A 15,907-nucleotide genomic window follows, 5' to 3' on the forward strand; every position below is an offset into this window, starting at 1 on the left:
GAGGAGGCCGTATCAAACCGTTTTGAGCGACAACAACCGTATCGCATTCCCCGTCAAGAAAAGGGCTATTTGTGACGCGACTATGACAAATGGTCTATAGTCATACTTCTTTAGTGTCTAATCACTCACGTAATCATGAAATTTGATGTTGCAATTGTCGGCAGCGGCCTGGCCGGCCTCTCGGTCGCCCTGCACCTCGCCGAAACCCGTACCGTAGCGATCATTTCCAAGCGCGCCCTCAAGGACGGCGCCAGCAACTGGGCCCAGGGCGGTATTGCCGCCGTGCTGGATTCGGGCGACAGCCACACCGAGCACATTAACGACACCCTGATCGCCGGCGGCGGCTTGTGCGACGAAGGCGCCACCCGCTACATCGTGGAGCACGGCCGTGAAGCGATCGAATGGCTGATCGAACAAGGCGTCCCCTTCACCAGGGACGAATCGGCGGAACTGGGCTTCCACCTGACGCGCGAAGGCGGCCATAGCCAGCGCCGCATCATTCACGCGGCCGATGCCACCGGCAACGCGGTGCAAACCACGCTGGAAGAAAAAGTCCGCGCCCATCCGAACATCACCCTGTTCGAGCATCACTGCGCGGTCGACCTGATTACCTCGGACAAGCTGCACCCTGTCAAAAAAGGCAATGCCCAGCCGAAGTGCTACGGCTTGTATGTACAAGACGAGCAAACCGGCCAGGTGCACACTTTCGCCGCCGAACACACCATCATGTGCACTGGCGGCGCCGGCAAGGTGTACCTGTACACCACCAATCCGGACACCGCCAGCGGCGACGGCATCGCCATGGCGTGGCGCGCCGGCTGCCGCGTGTCGAACATGGAATTCATCCAGTTCCACCCGACCTGTCTGTACCACCCCTACGCCAAGTCGTTCCTGATCACTGAAGCGATTCGCGGCGAAGGCGGCTTGCTCAAGCTGCCGCCGGAAGCCGGCACCGCCGCCGGCCAGCGCTTCATGCTGTCGCACGACGAACGCGCCGAACTGGCGCCGCGCGACGTGGTGGCGCGCGCCATCGACTTTGAAATCAAGAAGCGCGGCCTGGATTACGTCCACCTGGACATCAGCCACAAGCCGGCCGAATGGCTGATCGAGCACTTCCCGACCATCTATGCGCGCTGCATGGAGCTCGGCATCGACATCACCAAGGAACCAATTCCGATCGTGCCGGCGGCGCACTACACCTGCGGCGGCATCGTCACCGACCTGCATGGCCGCACCGACCTGCCAGGCCTGTATGCTGTCGGCGAAACCGCCTGCACCGGCCTGCATGGCGCCAACCGCCTGGCCAGCAACTCGCTGCTGGAGTGCGTGGTGATCGGCCGCGCCTGCGCGCTGGACATCACCAGCCGCGAAAAAGGCGAAGTGCCCTACCTGCCGGATTGGGATGAAAGCCGCGTCACCGACGCCGATGAAGAAGTGGTCATCGCCCACAACTGGGATGAACTGCGCCGCTTCATGTGGAACTACGTCGGCATCGTGCGCACCACCAAGCGTCTGGAACGCGCCCAGCACCGCATTGCGCTGCTCAAGGAAGAAATCGACGAGTACTACCAGAACTTCCGCGTCACGCACGACCTGCTGGAACTGCGCAACCTGGTGGAGGTGGCGAGCCTGATCGTCAACAGCGCGCTGCTGCGCCGTGAAAGCCGCGGCCTGCATTTCAGCCGCGACTATCCCGAGACGCTGGCCAAGGCCCTGCCGACCATCCTCACGCCGCCGCGACGCAAATGACGATCGCCGTCCGCCACGCCACCCCGGCCGACATTCCTGCCATGGAAGCGTTGATCAAGCGCTCCGGCATCGCGTTGAGTGAAGGTTTCTACACCGCCGAACAGGCACAAGCCGTCACGCGCCACGTGTTCGGTGTGGACACCCAACTGGTGGCGGACCAGACCTACTTTGTCATCGAAAAGAACGGCCAGCTTGCGGCATGCGGCGGCTGGAGCAAGCGCAGCACCTTGTTCGGCGCCGACCGCACCAAGCAAGGCGCCGATCCCCTGCTCGATCCAGCACGCGAGCCAGCCCGCATCCGCGCCTTCTTTGTCGATCCATCGGCGGCGCGGCAAGGGCTGGGACGTTTGCTGCTCCAGCATTGCACCGACGCGGCGGCAACCGGCGGCTTCCACACGCTGGAACTGGCGGCCACCATGCCTGGCGTGCCGCTCTACATGGCTTGCGGTTTCGAGGTGGTCGAGCACATCGAACTGGATCTGCCGGATAACGTGAAAGTTCCGCTGGCCAAAATGCGCAAATCCATCAAGGTGGAATAACGCCGTAGCGGCGCGCCAGCTTTTGCAGTTCGCCACGCGCCTTCATCTCGGCCAGCATCTGGTCCATCTGCCGCGGCATGTCGCGAAAGCGTGGCGACAGTGGGTACGCAAAATACGCATCCTGCACATCAATCAGCGGCGCCAGCGCCATCACCTTGTCCTGCATGCCCAAGGCCGCCACCACAGGGTCGGTGTCGCGCCGGTTGGTGGCGAACATTTCCACATGCGCGGCAGTCAGCATCTTCAAGCCGTTTTCCACAGAGTTGGTCACGCTGATATTCAGCTGCGGCGCAGCCTTGGTGAAGGCCGGACCGTAGTTCCAGCCGTTGAGCGTGACGATGCGGCGGCCGCGCAGCATGTGGTAATCGCCCTCCCACACCGGCATGGCATCGGCGCGCACGTAGAACGCCACCTGATCCTGAAAGAAGGCCTGGCCGCTGAACAGCATGGTGCGGGTACGCTCCACCGTTTTGTAAGGCCCGACCAGCACATCGGCCCGCGCGCCGTTGATCAGTTCTTGCGCGCGCCGCCACGGATAAATTTCAAACCGCAACTGGTAGCCGTGGCGTTGCGCGAAGAGCCGCAGCAGATCCACACCCATGCCGCCGAATTCGCCGTTGGGCCGGCGCTCGTAAATATTTTCGAAGCGGGTGCCGATCACCACCAGTTCGTGTTCAGCCGGCGGACGGCTCCATGAAAAATGCGGCAAGGCGCCAAGCGCCATGCCGCACAGGCTTATCAACGCACGCCGCCGGCTGACAGAACCATGCATGATCAAGCGACCTCCCCGCGCCGGGCGATCCGGCTGGAGACTATTTTATGCCGACTTTTTGCGGCGCGCCACCATGCCCAGCATGCCCAGGCCGGCCAGCATCATGCCGTAGGTGGTCGGCTCAGGTACTGGCAGCGCCGCGCCAAAGCCGTCGAGGTAAGCATAGCCAGTGTGCGCGGTAGGGCTGCAATCGGCCGCCAGCAACGACAGCGTGAAGTTGTGACCCGCCAAGGACGAGTCGATGCTCAGCGTTTCAACCTGCCAAGTCGGGGTGTAGAACAAGCCGGTGCTGGCGTCGTTCAGGAAGCGCGAATCGACACCCGAACCGGTATAGCCCGCATTGTAGGTGCGGCTGACCAGCAACTGGCCGGTGGTGTCGTCGACCAGCGTCAGCTTCATCACAGCGGAATCGTTCTCTTCGTGGCCGCCGTTCTCCAGCACTGCCTTCCAGGCGAAAACGATTTGCGAGTCGGTGTAGTTATTGACTTTCTGGCTGATGGCGGTGGCATAGCCGCCGGTCGAGGTGTCCTCGGCGCGATAGGCGTATTTGCCGCTATAGATGGTCGAGCCGAGCAGGCTGCCCAGGTGGGGATCGACATAGCTGCCGTCGATGACGGCGCCGCGGCTGCCGTCATCGCTGTTCAGGGTGCCGCCTGGCAGAAACTGCGCGGGCGTCAGATCGCTGTTGCCGATCAGCCCGCGATAACCGCCGCCGGTGGTCCAGCCGCTGGTATCGCCATTCTCAAAACCGCCGTTGACGAAGCTGTCCGCATGCGCTACGCCCGCCAGCATCAACATCCCCACTACACCCGCAACGTATTTTAGTTTCATCTAGATTGCTCCTTTGTTAAAAAGAGCCTAGATTTTATTGTTTTATTTAATACTTTTTTTGATAATTCCAATCGTGCGCGGGCGAACTCAACAATAAAGTTTGATTACCCGACAATACGTAAAGAATAATCCGTGGCGCGGATGTCCTTGGTCAGGCTGCCGATCGAGATGCGGTCCACGCCAGTCTCGGCGATGGCACGCACGGTGTCGAAGTTGATGCCGCCCGAGGCTTCCAGCAGCGCGCGGCCGGCGTTGATGGTGACTGCCTCGCGCATCATGCCGGTGTCGAAATTATCCAGCAGGATGGAGACGGCGCCCGCATCCAGCGCTTCCTTCAACTCACCCAGCGACTCCACTTCCACCTGAATTGACACGCCCTTGTTCAGCGCCTTGGCCGCCAGCACCGCGTTGGTGATGCCGCCCGCCGCCGCGATGTGGTTCTCCTTGATCAGGATGCCGTCGTACAGCGCCAGGCGCTGATTCTGGCCACCGCCGACGCGCACCGCGTACTTCTGCGCCAGGCGCAGGCCCGGCAAAGTCTTGCGGGTGTCCAGGATGCGGGCGCGGGTGCCGGCAATCACGTCCACGTATTTACGGGTGGCGGTGGCCACGCCGGACAGCAATTGCAGGAAGTTCAAGGCAGCGCGTTCCGCCGTCAGCAGCGCGCGCGCCGGGCCGACGATGGTGCAGACCACGCTGTCGGCCTTCATCAAATCGCCTTCCGCGTACTTCCAGTCGATTTCAATCCCGGCCTGCATGCAGTTCATGATGCCTTCGAACCAGGGCGCGCCGCACAGCACCGCGTCTTCTCGCACGATCACGCGGGCTTGGGCGCGGCCGCCTTCCGGCACCAACAGGCCGGTCAGGTCGCCGCTGCCCACGTCTTCCAGCAAGGCCGCCAGCAGATTGGCTTCGAAGGCGGATTTCAGCGCGTCGTCAAACGGCGCGAACTTGTTCAACAAAGTGCTCATGCAGGACCGATTCCCGAAAACAGTTTAGCTTCTTTCGCCAGATCCGGACCGGGCTGCACTTTAGCCTTCTTGGCCGCCGCGAAATCCAGCATGCGCGTGATCGAGGTCACGGCCTGCTGGCCGATTTCCGGATCGACGAAGATCTCGTTTGCGCTGCTGTTGTCCATGTTTTCCAACACGTCGGCCAGGTTTTGCAAGCCGTTCATGGCCATCCATGGGCAGTGTGCGCAGCTCTTGCAAGTGGCGCTGTTGCCGGCGGTCGGCGCTTCGATGAAACGCTTGCCCGGCGCGGCGGCGCGCATCTTGTGCAGGATGCCGTTGTCGGTGGCGACGATGAAGGTGTCGCAGTCCGATTCCACGGCGGCGTTGATGATCTGCGTGGTCGAGCCGACCACGTCGGCCAGCGCCACCACATTGGCCGGCGATTCCGGATGCACCAGAATCTTGGCCTGCGGGTACTGGGCTTTCAACAGCTCCAGTTCCACGCCCTTGAATTCATCGTGCACCAGGCAGGAGCCCTGCCACAGCAGCATGTCGGCGCCGGTCTGCTTCTGAATGTAGGAGCCCAGATGCTTGTCCGGCGCCCACAGAATCTTCTTGCCCTGCTCGTGCAAGTGCTTGACGATATCGAGGCCGATCGACGAGGTCACCATCCAGTCGGCGCGCGCCTTGACGGCGGCGCTGGTGTTGGCGTACACCACCACCGTGCGGTCCGGATGCTGGTCGCAGAAAGCGCTGAATTCATCCACCGGGCAGCCCAGGTCCAGCGAGCAGGTGGCGTCCAGGTCCGGCATCAGGATGCGCTTTTCCGGGCTGAGAATCTTGGCCGTCTCGCCCATGAAGCGCACGCCCGCCACCACCAGCGTCTTGGCCGGGTGATCGCGGCCGAAGCGCGCCATCTCCAGCGAGTCGGACACGCAGCCGCCGGTTTCCTCGGCCAGGTCTTGCAGGTCGGCGTCGACATAGTAGTGCGACACCAGCACCGCTTCTTTTTCCTTCAACAGGCGCTTGATGCGCTCTTTCAGCTCGACGCGCTGTTCGGCGGTCGGCGTGGCCGGCGTGCGCGCCCAGGCGTGGGCGACGCAGCTGGCGCCGTCTTGTGGATGTTCATACTCGACGGGTTTGATCTCGATGGCTTGCATGATGGCTTAGGCGATACCCTGGCTGGTCAGATACTCTTCATAGCCGCCGCGGAAATCGACGACTTCATTTTCTTTGATCTCGATGATGCGGTTGGCCAGCGACGACACGAATTCACGGTCGTGCGACACGAAGATCAGGGTGCCGGCGTATTTTTCCAGCGCGATGTTGAGCGACTCGATCGATTCCATGTCCATGTGGTTGGTCGGCTCGTCCAGCAGCAGCACGTTGTGACGGCCCAGCATCAGCTTACCGTACATCATGCGGCCCTTCTCGCCGCCGGACAGCACGCGCACCGACTTCTTCACCTCGTCGCCGCCGAACAGCAGGCGGCCGAGGATCGAGCGCACGGCCTGATCGTCGTCGCCTTCCTTGGTCCACTTGCCCATCCAGTCGGTCAGGTTGATATCGGTGGCGAAGTCCTCGGTCGGATCCTGCGGCATGTAGCCGACATTGGCGTTTTCCGCCCACTTCACGGTGCCGTGATCGGCATGCAGGCCGGCGATATCGTCGCCGCCGATGCAACGCAGCATGGTGGTCTTGCCGGCGCCGTTGGCGCCGATGATGGCGATACGCTCACCCGCTTCCACCATGATGCTGAAATTGTTAAACAGCTGGCGGTCGTATTTCTTGCTGAGGTTTTCCGCTTCCACGGCCAGGCGGTGCAGCTTCTTCTCGCCTTCGAAGCGCACGAACGGATAGGCGCGCGAGGATGGCTTGATGTCTTCCACCTTGATCTTGTCGATCATCTTGGCGCGCGAGGTGGCCTGGCGGGCCTTGGACTTGTTGGCCGAGAAGCGGCGCACGAATTCCTGCAATTCGGCGACCTTCTCTTTGGCCTTGGCGTTGTTGGCCAGCTGCTGGTTGCGCGCCTGCGTCGACGCCAGCATGTAGTCATCGTAATTGCCCGGGTAGATCTTCAGCGTGCCGTAGTCCATGTCGGCCACGTGGGTGCACACCTGATTCAGGAAGTGGCGATCGTGGGAGATGATGATCATGGTGGAGTTGCGCTCGTTGAGCACATCTTCCAGCCAGCGGATGGTGTTGATGTCCAGGTTATTGGTCGGTTCGTCCAGCAGCAGGATGTCCGGATTCGAGAACAGCGCCTGCGCCAGCAACACGCGCAGCTTCCAGCCCGGCGACACATTGCTCATCGGGCCCTGGTGCAGGTCGATGGAGATGCCCACGCCCAGCAGCAGCTCGCCGGCGCGCGCTTCGGCCGTGTAGCCGTCATACTCGGCGACCTTGCCTTCCAGGTCGGCGGCTTTCATGTAATCGTCGTCGGTGGCGTCGGGATTGGCGTAGATCGCGTCACGCTCCGCGATGGCGGCCCACATCTCGGTGTGGCCCATCATCACCACGTCCAGCACGCGCATCTCTTCATAGGCGAACTGGTCCTGGCGCAGCTTGCCGAGGCGTTCGTTCACGTCCAGCATCACGTTGCCGGCCGACGGCTCCAGGTCGCCGCCAAGGATTTTCATGAAAGTGGACTTGCCGCAGCCGTTGGCGCCGATCAGGCCGTAACGGTTGCCATCGCCGAACTTGACGGAGATGTTTTCAAACAGCGGCTTGGCGCCGAATTGCATCGTGATGTTTGCTGTAGAGAGCATATTGGAATTGGACTTTGCGGATTAGGTAATGCGGAAAGGCGGAATTATACAGCAAGCACGCCAAACCGCGTGCCGGGCCATATATAAAACAAGCACTTACGAAGTTTATTCGATGCGGACTTTCGCCCCGGCGCGCGAGTGCTGCCGCAGCGTAATACGAGGCTAGCGCTAACAAAGAAAGCCTTTATCTATAAGGGTTCCTGTTGCTGTATGTCATGTGGCGTACATATGACGTTCTATCTTAATTTTCATTATCATTAGTACATTTTAGTTGCATCAATTAAAACTCAGGCGGACAATCAAAGCTCGTTAAGGGGGTTAACGAGGGTAGTTCCAGTTTCACTTAGGATTTCAACTATTACAGGGGAACAAAGTGAATAAAATTCTACGCAGTGCAGTAGTGTCGGCGGTCATGCTGTTAGGGGCCCAGTCGGCAATGGCGGACGTCACGGTGTCCGGTGATTATCTGAAGTTTGGCGTGGGCAACAACGGCTCGCTGATCGACTTCGGCACGTTGACCGGCATCCAGTTCGACCCTACCGGGACGGGCAATTTCAGCAGCAGCCCTGACTTCATCACGCCAGGCATCCCGTTTTCTTACTTCTCTCTCGGCGTCAACGGCGGCTGGGACACGGCTGGCGGCTACAGCCCATCCTACAACCCGTTTACCTCGACGACCGGCACCTTCAACGGCGCAGGCACGACCTTCGTCATCACGTCGAACGGCAATTACAATGGCCTGAAGCTCTCCCAGGTCATTTCCTTCGACCTGAACTCCAACATCATCCACACCAATGTGGTACTGACCAACGTTTCGGGTGGTACGCTGAAAAATGTGGTGTACGGCACCGGCCTCGATCCCGACCAGGACGCCCCGGGCTATGGGGTCTACAGCACCATCAACACCATCAATGGCCAGGGTGTAGGCGCATCGGTATCCGCACTGGGCGCGTACACCGGCCTGCAAGTCACGATGAGCAACACCAGCGGCTGGGTGGACACCACCGCCTCGGTCAACAACTGGCAGACCGATCCTTACTTCCTGACCTCCGGCGTCACCAACGTCGGCGACGGTGACAACGCCATCGCGCTGGGCTACAAGTTCGGCGACATGCACGCTGGCCAGCAAGTCTCGATCGGCTATGACTACACCATCGCCGGCGCGGTTCCTGAACCGGAAACCTATGCCATGCTGATCGCCGGCCTGGGCCTGGTGGGCTTCGCCGCCCGCCGTCGCAAACAAGCCTGAACACCGCTTTTTCAGGCCATTCAGCCCGCCTTGTCACAAGGCGGGCTTTTTTATATGTACTGTGGCGAACAAATAACGTTATGCAAACAAATTCGTTATCATTTCTATATTTTAGTTGTAAAAGTTAAAACCCTGTTGGACAATGGCTACTCGTTATGGGTTAACGAGGATACTTCTAGTCTCACCTACGATGTTAATGACGTTAATTAAAGGGGAACAGCAGTGAAAAACATTCTACGCAAAGCAGTGGTGTCGGCGGTCCTGGCTATGGGCGCAGCGTCGGCAATGGCAGCAGATATTACGGTGACTGGCGATTATCTGAAGTTCGGCGTTGGCAACAACGGCGCGCTGATCGACTTCACCAGCTTTACCGGTTTGCAGTATGACCCTAGCGGCACCGGCAACTTCAGCAATGGTGTCGATTTCCTGACCCCAGGCACGCCCTTCGCCTTCTACTCCCTGGGCGTGGACGGCTCGGTCGCAACCGCCAGCGGTAGCTCGAACACCTTCGGCTCGTGGACCGGCAGCCTGGCGCTGGCTGGCACCACTTATGTGGCAACCTCGGGCGGCACCTACAACGGCCTGAAAATCACCCAGACCATCACCTTCGACAACACCTCGAACATCATCCACACCAACGTGGTGCTGACCAACGTTTCGGGCGGCACGTTGAACAACGTGGCGTATGGCGTCGGCTTCGACCCTGACCAGGATGCCAACACCTACGGCGTGTATGACACCCAGAACACCATCCTGGGCCAAGGCGTGGGCGGCGCGGTATCGGCCCTGGGCTACAACACCGGCTTCAACGTGACGCTGAGCAGCACCGGCGGCTGGTCGGCCAATGCCAGCATCACCCAGCCATGGGAAACCAACCCATACACCCTGGCCACCGTGGCTACCGGCGACTCGTACTCGGACAGCAGCATCGCGCTGGGCTACAACTTCGGCAACCTGGCCAAAGGCCAGCAAATCTCGATCGGCTATGACTTCACCGTCACCGCCGTTCCAGAGCCAGAAACCTACGCCATGCTGATCGCCGGCCTGGGCCTGGTGGGCTTCGCTGCCCGTCGTCGCCGTCAAGCCTGACTGCCAGGCTTGTTCTGGATATAATCCGGAACAGAGGGCGCCGCTGCTCGCGGCGCCCGTTACCTGGAAAGAGTTTGATGAAAGCTTTGCTTGTTTTGCTCGCAGTATCCGGTTCCGCCCTGGCCAGTGACGCCGACTTGTTGCGTTGCCGCGCCATCCCCGATGTTTCCAGCCGTGTGGCCTGCTACGACGCGATTCCCGTCGCCACCACCGCTCCCGCACCAGTTGCCAAAACCGTGCCTGTCGCGCCTGTCGCCACCGCGGCCCCTGCGGCCGTTGCCGCGCCGGCCGCCGACCCTGCCGCCAACTTCGGCCTGTCCGCCAGCCAGATGCGCAAGTCGGATGAGCCCAACGCCATCGAAAGCACCCTGCTCGGCCGTATCGAAGGTTGGAGCCCAAGCACGCAGTTCCGCCTCGCCAACGGCCAGATCTGGCGCGTGGCCGACGACAGCAGCGGCTACGTCACCGAAGTGGAAAATCCCAAGGTCAAGATCACCCGCAACGGCATTGGCACCATGTTCCTGGAAATCGAAGGCGCCAACCAGGCGCCGCGCGTGCGCCGGGTGCAGTGATTACAGCGTCGGGTAATCGCTGATCGTCAGGTCGAATCCGCGCGCATCCGATACCAGTTGCGCCATGCCGCCATACGGCAGCGTGGCGCGTTCCTTGATATGGCCGAACGGCAGGCCGGTCAGCACCGGAATCGGCAGGCGCTGGCGCAGATAAGCCAGCACGGCCTCGAAATCATAGCCATTGTCCACCGGGTTCAGTTTGTAGCCCGAGAAATCGCCCAGTACCAGCGCACGTTGACCGTCCAGCGCGCCGGCGTACAACAGTTGCAGCACCATGCGCTCGATGCGGTACGGATGCTCGCCGACGTCCTCGATAAAGCAGATGCCCTGCTCCGGCGCCTGGAAATACGGCGTGCCCAGCAAACTCACCATCATCGCCAGGTTACCGCCCCACAGCCTGCCGCTGACATCGATGCGCGGATTGTCGGCGCCGCCCTCGGCCACCGCGCCGCGCACCGTGTGCACCGGGCCGCGCAGACAGTTCCAGAACTGATCCAGCGTGTACCGCACCGGCTCCGGGCGGATAAAGTCGTCACACATCATCGGCCCGCCAAAGCTGATGCGGCCGGTTTGCTTGAACAGCGGCATCTGGAAGGCGGTGAAATCGCTGTAGCCGACAAACAGCTTGCCACTGTCGGCCATCTGGCGGAAATCGATCATGGGCAGCAGGCGCGACATGCCATACGAGCCGCGCAGCGCCACCACCACCTGCACCTCCGGATCGGCCGCCGCCGCATTCAACTGCGCCAGCCGCACCTCGTCGGTGCCGCCGAAGCGCTGGAATTTCTTGTCGTCGTCGTAGTAGTCGTGGACCAGGAAGCCCTGCTGTTGCAGGCGTTGTACGCCCAGCTTGTAGGCCTCGATGTCGGGCGGGCGGCCGCTGGGCGCCGCGATGGCGATGCCGATTGTCGATGTGCTCAAAATGTCTCTGTCAGTGATGGGTGCCGCTGCCGGCACGATGCGCGGCTTGCGGGGGAAGTTCCGGCGTCATATTACCGTGCAGGTGTTGGTCGAGCAAGGCAAGCAGGCGCTCGATCAACTGCTGCGGCAGATCGTGGCCCATACCCTCGATCACGTGCAGGCGTGCCCCCGGAATCGATTGCGCGGTATCGACGCCGCACGCCACCGGCACCAGCGGATCGGCGGCGCCGTGGATCACCAGCGCCGGACAACGTATCTTGCGCAGCAACGGCGTGCGGTCGCCTGAAGCCACGATGGCGACCAGTTGCCGCGCCACGCCGTCAGGGCTGGTGCCGCGCTCGACCGCGCGTTCGATGCCGGCCCGCAGCGTGCGCTCCGGCGTCGGAAACGAGGGGCTGCCTATCGTCCGGTAGACATGCAGCGCCCGCTCGACCACGGCCTTGCGGTCGTTCGGGTCGGCCGGCCGCATCATGGCATTGCGCGCCGCCGCTGTCGGGCCAGGCAAGCCACGCCTGCCGCTGGTGGACATGATGGACGTGAGACTCAGTGTGCGTCCGGCAAAGCGCGAAGCGAAGATTTGCGCGATCATGCCGCCCATCGACACGCCGACCACATGCGCGCGGCTGATGGCCAGCGCATCGAGCAGGCCGAGCGCATCGTCGGCCATATCGTTGAGAGTGTAAGCGGAAGCCGGCCGCAAGCCGAACAAGGATTTGACATAAGCCCACAGCAGGTTGGGCTTCTTGTGCTGATGGAGTTTGCTGGACAGGCCGATATCCCGGTTGTCAAAGCGGACCACGTAATAGCCCTGCTCCACCAGGCCATCCACCAGATCCTGCGGCCAGGCGATCAGCTGCATGCCCAGCCCCATGATCAGCAGTACCGGTGGATCAAGCGGATTGCCGCTGGTTTCATAGGCAATCGTGATGCCGTTTGCTTGCGCGGTAGCCAAGACCATCTCCCAGATCGAACCTGGGATTTAGCATACCATTTTTATTCCTGCGTGGCGCGTCTGGCAGCGGCCGCCGCTGCGCGGCGGGCGGCAAAGAAGTTCTTCAGCATGGCGCCGCACTCCTCGGCCATGACACCGCCTTCGATTTCGGTGTGGTGATTCAGCTGTTCCTGCTCGAACAGGTTGACGACCGAACCGCAGGCGCCGGTCTTCGGATCGGCGGCGCCGTACACCACCTTCGCCAGGCGCGCATGCATCATGGCGCCCGAGCACATCACGCACGGCTCCAGCGTCACGTACAATTCGCAACCCGGCAGGCGGTAATTGCCGAGTTTTTCGGCGGCGGCGCGCAAGGCCACGATCTCCGCGTGCGCGGTCGGATCGTGCTTGCCGATCGGCTGGTTGCAACCGACCGCGATCACCTCGCCATCCTTGACGACGACGGCGCCGACCGGCACCTCGCCGAGGTCCCACGCTTGCTGCGCCTGTTCCAGCGCCAGCCGCATGAAGGCCGTATCAGACACCATCGGTGATCTCGGCCCAGCAGTTCGGGGTTTCGTGCAGCACCAGCTTGTGCAGGTGCAGGCCGGTGCCGTAGCGGTCCTTGTAGGCCGCCTTCAGAATGGCGAACGCCACGTGGGCCAGGTTTTCCACGGTCGGGATGCGGTCGATCACCACGGTTTTGTGATTCGGCAGCGTGGCCAGGAAATCGCGCACGGCAGCGTCTTTTTCGTAGACGATGAAGGCGTGGTCCCAGACGTCGACCAGATGCTCCTTGGCCAACGCTTTAATATCCGAGAAATCCATGATCATGCCGTTGTCGGAATTGCCTTCAACATCGATGATATTGCCGGTCAGGGTGATTTCCAGCGTGTAGCGGTGGCCGTGCAGGTTGCGGCACTGGCTTTTGTGATCGGGAATGCGGTGGCCGGCGTCGAATTCCAGCTTGCGGGTGATGGTCAACATTATGGTATCTGTAAAAGTTTATGGGTTTGCAGGCTCAGTTTCCATTTCGGATTGCGCTTGCAGGTTTCGATCGCCAGTTTGGTATTGAACTCGGCCAGCGGGCCGTCCATGGCTTGCACGTAGAAATTCTCGAAGTCCAGCTGTTCATACACCGACAGGTCCTGATTCGCCTGCGGGATGACGACCTTGATTTCGCTACCCTTCTTCACCACCAGCTCGGAGCCCATTTTCGGGCTGACGCAGATCCAGTCCACGCCTTCCGGCACCGGCAACGTGCCGTTGGTTTCAATCGCGATGGTGAAGCCGACCGCGTGCATCGCGTCGATCAGCGGTTTGTCCAGTTGCAGCAGTGGTTCGCCGCCGGTGAACACCACGTATTTGCTGGCGGTATAGCTCGTCGGCCACAGCGCGTTGATGGTCTCGGCCAGTTCCTGCGGCGTCTTGAACTTGCCGCCGCCTTCGCCGTCGGTGCCGACAAAATCGGTATCGCAAAACTGGCAAATGGCGCTGGCGCGGTCGCTTTCACGGCCGGTCCACAGGTTGCAGCCGGAGAAGCGGCAGAACACGGCCGGGCGGCCGGCGTGGGCGCCTTCACCCTGCAACGTGTAGAAAATCTCTTTGATGCTGTAAGTCACGATAGTTCCTGATAGGACAACCCTCAATTATATCCCACACCACAGTTTCCAGCTAGAACCGCCTGATATTGACATTTCACAATGCTTCCAATGGGCAAGCACGATATGTTGACTCGTGGCCATCACAGGAAGATACACCATGAGATACGCGCCGCCCCTGCTTGAAATCGATATCGTCTGCGCCAGCGCGTGGGTGCTGGCCTGTGCCGCCTGCCTGCTGCTGTGGTGGCGTCAGCGCGTTCACGCCACGCGCGCACTGATCGAGGCACGCCAACAAATCTGCCGTCTCAGCGCCAGTCAGCATTCGCTGCGCGATGCCGAGCGCCGCCGCATCGCGCGCGACCTGCATGACGACCTTGGCCAGCAACTGCTGGCGCTCAGCCTCGACACCAGCGCGCTGGCCGCCCGCCATCCGGCCTTGCACGCATCGCTGATCCAGCTGGACCAGCGCATCCAGCTGGCCACCCGCGCCATGCGCGCCGTGGTGCAAGACCTGGCGGACGAAGCGTTGCACGCCGGGCTGGAAGACGCGGTGCAGCAGCAAATCGCCCAGTTTTCGCGCCTGAGCGGCATCCGCTGCCGGCTGGACGCCGAGCCGGAAGCCTTCGACTCCCGCCCCGGCGACGGCATGGAAACCGTGCTGTACCGGGTACTGCAAGAATCGCTGAGCAACATTGTCCGCCACGCCCACGCCTCCGAGGTCTGCGTCGGCCTGTGCCGCCACGGCCAGCGCCTGAGCCTGACCGTGCGCGACAACGGCGTCGGCTTGCCGCAACCGGTGGCCCGGCGCGGCCACGGCTTGCGTGGCATTGCCCAGCGCGTCAGCGAGGCCGGCGGCCGCTTCGATATCGCCAGCACGCCCGGCACGGGCACGGCGCTCACCATGTCTTTCCCCATCCAATAATATAAGGCGGCGTCCATGAGTGGAACACAAAAAATCCAGCACCTGATGGAGTTTTCGCAGGCAGACCAGCAGCACGGCTTTGCGCTCAAGCTGATGGAGCTGCTGGTGATCCCCACCTTCGTCCTCGACATCAACGGCAAGGTCATCATCTGGAACCTGGCGTGCGAGCGCCTGACCGGCGTGGCGGCGTGGGAAGTGCTGGGTACCTCGGATCACTGGAAAAGCTTCTATGAGGAGCAGCGCCCCACCCTGGCCGACCTGGTGATCCAGGGCCGCGCCGCCGACCTGCACCGGCTGTACCGCCAGCACGCGCGCCGCAACGACACCGACAACAATCTGTGCGCCGAAAACTGGTGCGACATGCCGCGCGTGGGCCGGCGCCGCTATCTGGCCGCCGACGCCAGCCCCATCTTCGACAGCGACGGCAAGCTGGTGGCGGTGGTGGAAACCCTGCGCGACGTCACCGACGAAAAGCGCGCGCAGGTGGCGCTGGAGCAGCTGGCCACGCGCGATGGCCTGACCGGACTGGCCAACCGCCGCTGCTTCGACGACACCCTCAACGCCGAGTGGCAGCGCGCCTTGCGCCAGCAGCAGCCCCTGTCCTTGCTGATGGTGGACGTCGACAACTTCAAGCAGTACAACGACGCCTACGGCCACCTGGGCGGCGACGAATGCCTGCAACGCATCGCCACCGCTGTCTCCAGCGAAATGCGCGCCAACGATCTGGTGGCGCGCTACGGCGGCGAGGAATTTGCTGTGATCCTGCCCAACCAGTCACTGAAAGGCGCGGCCATCGTGGCCGAGCGCATCCGCTGCCGGGTCGAGCAGCTGCACTTGCCCAATCTCGGCAGCAAACAGCATGTGGTGACGGTGAGCATAGGCGCGGCCACCGCGCTGGCAGCGCCCGAGAACGATCCCAGCCAGCTAGTGGCGACGGCCGACTCGGCGCTGTACCGCGCCAAGCACATGGGCCGCAACCGTATCAGTCTGCCGGGCGCGGATTGAGC

The 15,907-nt window shown here is 61.9% G+C and carries 17 protein-coding genes; 7 read left to right on the forward strand and 10 right to left on the reverse strand.

Going from position 1 to position 15,907, the window contains the following annotated elements; translation table 11 throughout:
- The first annotated feature begins 135 nt into the window (after positions 1–135).
- The gene (nadB, locus tag GM676_RS02400) at positions 136–1,749 is read left to right on the forward strand and encodes an L-aspartate oxidase (RefSeq protein ID WP_155461768.1); all 1,614 of its coding nucleotides are present in this window, start codon (positions 136–138) and stop codon (positions 1,747–1,749) included.
- Positions 1,746–2,288 carry a GNAT family N-acetyltransferase gene (locus GM676_RS02405; RefSeq protein ID WP_155461769.1) on the forward strand — a complete coding sequence of 181 codons (543 nt, stop codon included), beginning with the start codon at positions 1,746–1,748 and terminating at the stop codon, positions 2,286–2,288. Before nadB ends, GM676_RS02405 begins: the two co-directional genes overlap by 4 nt.
- Here GM676_RS02405 and GM676_RS02410 read toward each other — a convergent pair.
- From GM676_RS02410 to GM676_RS02430, 5 genes are all read right to left on the reverse strand, one after another.
- Positions 2,275–3,060 carry a substrate-binding periplasmic protein gene (locus GM676_RS02410; RefSeq protein ID WP_155461770.1) on the reverse strand — a complete coding sequence of 262 codons (786 nt, stop codon included), beginning with the start codon at positions 3,058–3,060 and terminating at the stop codon, positions 2,275–2,277. The genes GM676_RS02405 and GM676_RS02410 overlap by 14 nt on opposite strands.
- Positions 3,061–3,105: 45 nt before the next feature.
- Entirely contained in the window at positions 3,106–3,891 is a 786-nt protein-coding gene (locus GM676_RS31995; protein ID WP_155461771.1) for a PEP-CTERM sorting domain-containing protein, read from the reverse strand.
- A gap of 104 nt (positions 3,892–3,995) precedes the next feature.
- Positions 3,996–4,862 (reverse strand): carboxylating nicotinate-nucleotide diphosphorylase, encoded by an 867-nt coding sequence (gene nadC / locus GM676_RS02420; protein ID WP_155461772.1) that lies wholly within the window; start codon positions 4,860–4,862, stop codon positions 3,996–3,998.
- Positions 4,859–6,004, reverse strand: coding sequence for a quinolinate synthase NadA (gene nadA / locus GM676_RS02425; RefSeq protein ID WP_155461773.1), 1,146 nt, complete (start codon positions 6,002–6,004; stop codon positions 4,859–4,861). The genes nadC and nadA overlap by 4 nt, the downstream gene beginning before the upstream one ends.
- Positions 6,005–6,010: 6 nt before the next feature.
- Positions 6,011–7,612, reverse strand: coding sequence for an ABC-F family ATPase (locus GM676_RS02430; protein WP_155461774.1), 1,602 nt, complete (start codon positions 7,610–7,612; stop codon positions 6,011–6,013).
- Between the two features lie 412 nt (positions 7,613–8,024).
- Here GM676_RS02430 and GM676_RS32000 point away from each other — a divergent pair, with 412 nt between their 5' ends.
- The 3 genes from GM676_RS32000 to GM676_RS02445 all read left to right on the forward strand — a co-directional run bounded on the left by GM676_RS32000 (position 8,025) and on the right by GM676_RS02445 (position 10,522).
- A complete protein-coding gene (locus GM676_RS32000; protein WP_229262483.1) occupies positions 8,025–8,861 on the forward strand; it encodes a PEPxxWA-CTERM sorting domain-containing protein in 837 nt (278 codons plus the stop codon).
- Positions 8,862–9,146: 285 nt separating this feature from the next.
- Complete coding sequence (locus tag GM676_RS32005) at positions 9,147–9,950, forward strand: FxDxF family PEP-CTERM protein (protein ID WP_155461775.1); 804 nt, start codon at positions 9,147–9,149, stop codon at positions 9,948–9,950.
- A gap of 77 nt (positions 9,951–10,027) precedes the next feature.
- Positions 10,028–10,522 (forward strand): hypothetical protein, encoded by a 495-nt coding sequence (locus GM676_RS02445; RefSeq protein ID WP_155461776.1) that lies wholly within the window; start codon positions 10,028–10,030, stop codon positions 10,520–10,522.
- On the opposite strand, the gene GM676_RS02450 is transcribed toward GM676_RS02445, so the two are convergent.
- Genes GM676_RS02450 through queE form a run of 5 tightly spaced genes read right to left on the reverse strand, consistent with a single transcriptional unit; the run spans position 10,523 to position 13,996 of the window.
- Positions 10,523–11,443 carry an LD-carboxypeptidase gene (locus tag GM676_RS02450; protein WP_155461777.1) on the reverse strand — a complete coding sequence of 307 codons (921 nt, stop codon included), beginning with the start codon at positions 11,441–11,443 and terminating at the stop codon, positions 10,523–10,525.
- Between the two features lie 10 nt (positions 11,444–11,453).
- Positions 11,454–12,395 carry an alpha/beta fold hydrolase gene (locus GM676_RS02455; protein ID WP_155461778.1) on the reverse strand — a complete coding sequence of 314 codons (942 nt, stop codon included), beginning with the start codon at positions 12,393–12,395 and terminating at the stop codon, positions 11,454–11,456.
- 41 nt (positions 12,396–12,436) lie between these two features.
- Positions 12,437–12,922, reverse strand: coding sequence for a tRNA adenosine(34) deaminase TadA (tadA, locus tag GM676_RS02460; RefSeq protein ID WP_155461779.1), 486 nt, complete (start codon positions 12,920–12,922; stop codon positions 12,437–12,439).
- Complete coding sequence (gene queD, locus GM676_RS02465) at positions 12,912–13,361, reverse strand: 6-carboxytetrahydropterin synthase QueD (RefSeq protein WP_155461780.1); 450 nt, start codon at positions 13,359–13,361, stop codon at positions 12,912–12,914. Before queD ends, tadA begins: the two co-directional genes overlap by 11 nt.
- Complete coding sequence (gene queE / locus GM676_RS02470) at positions 13,361–13,996, reverse strand: 7-carboxy-7-deazaguanine synthase (RefSeq protein WP_371866073.1); 636 nt, start codon at positions 13,994–13,996, stop codon at positions 13,361–13,363. The genes queD and queE overlap by 1 nt, the downstream gene beginning before the upstream one ends.
- Before the next feature lie 139 nt (positions 13,997–14,135).
- Between queE and GM676_RS02475 the strand changes: the two genes are divergently transcribed.
- Positions 14,136–14,900, forward strand: coding sequence for a sensor histidine kinase (locus GM676_RS02475; protein ID WP_155461782.1), 765 nt, complete (start codon positions 14,136–14,138; stop codon positions 14,898–14,900).
- Positions 14,901–14,915: 15 nt separating this feature from the next.
- A complete protein-coding gene (locus GM676_RS02480) occupies positions 14,916–15,905 on the forward strand; it encodes a sensor domain-containing diguanylate cyclase (RefSeq protein ID WP_229262484.1) in 990 nt (329 codons plus the stop codon).
- Positions 15,906–15,907 lie beyond the last annotated feature (2 nt).

It is taken from the genome of Duganella radicis, assembly GCF_009720825.1.
GTDB classification, from domain to species: Bacteria; Pseudomonadota; Gammaproteobacteria; order Burkholderiales; family Burkholderiaceae_D; genus Rugamonas; species Rugamonas radicis.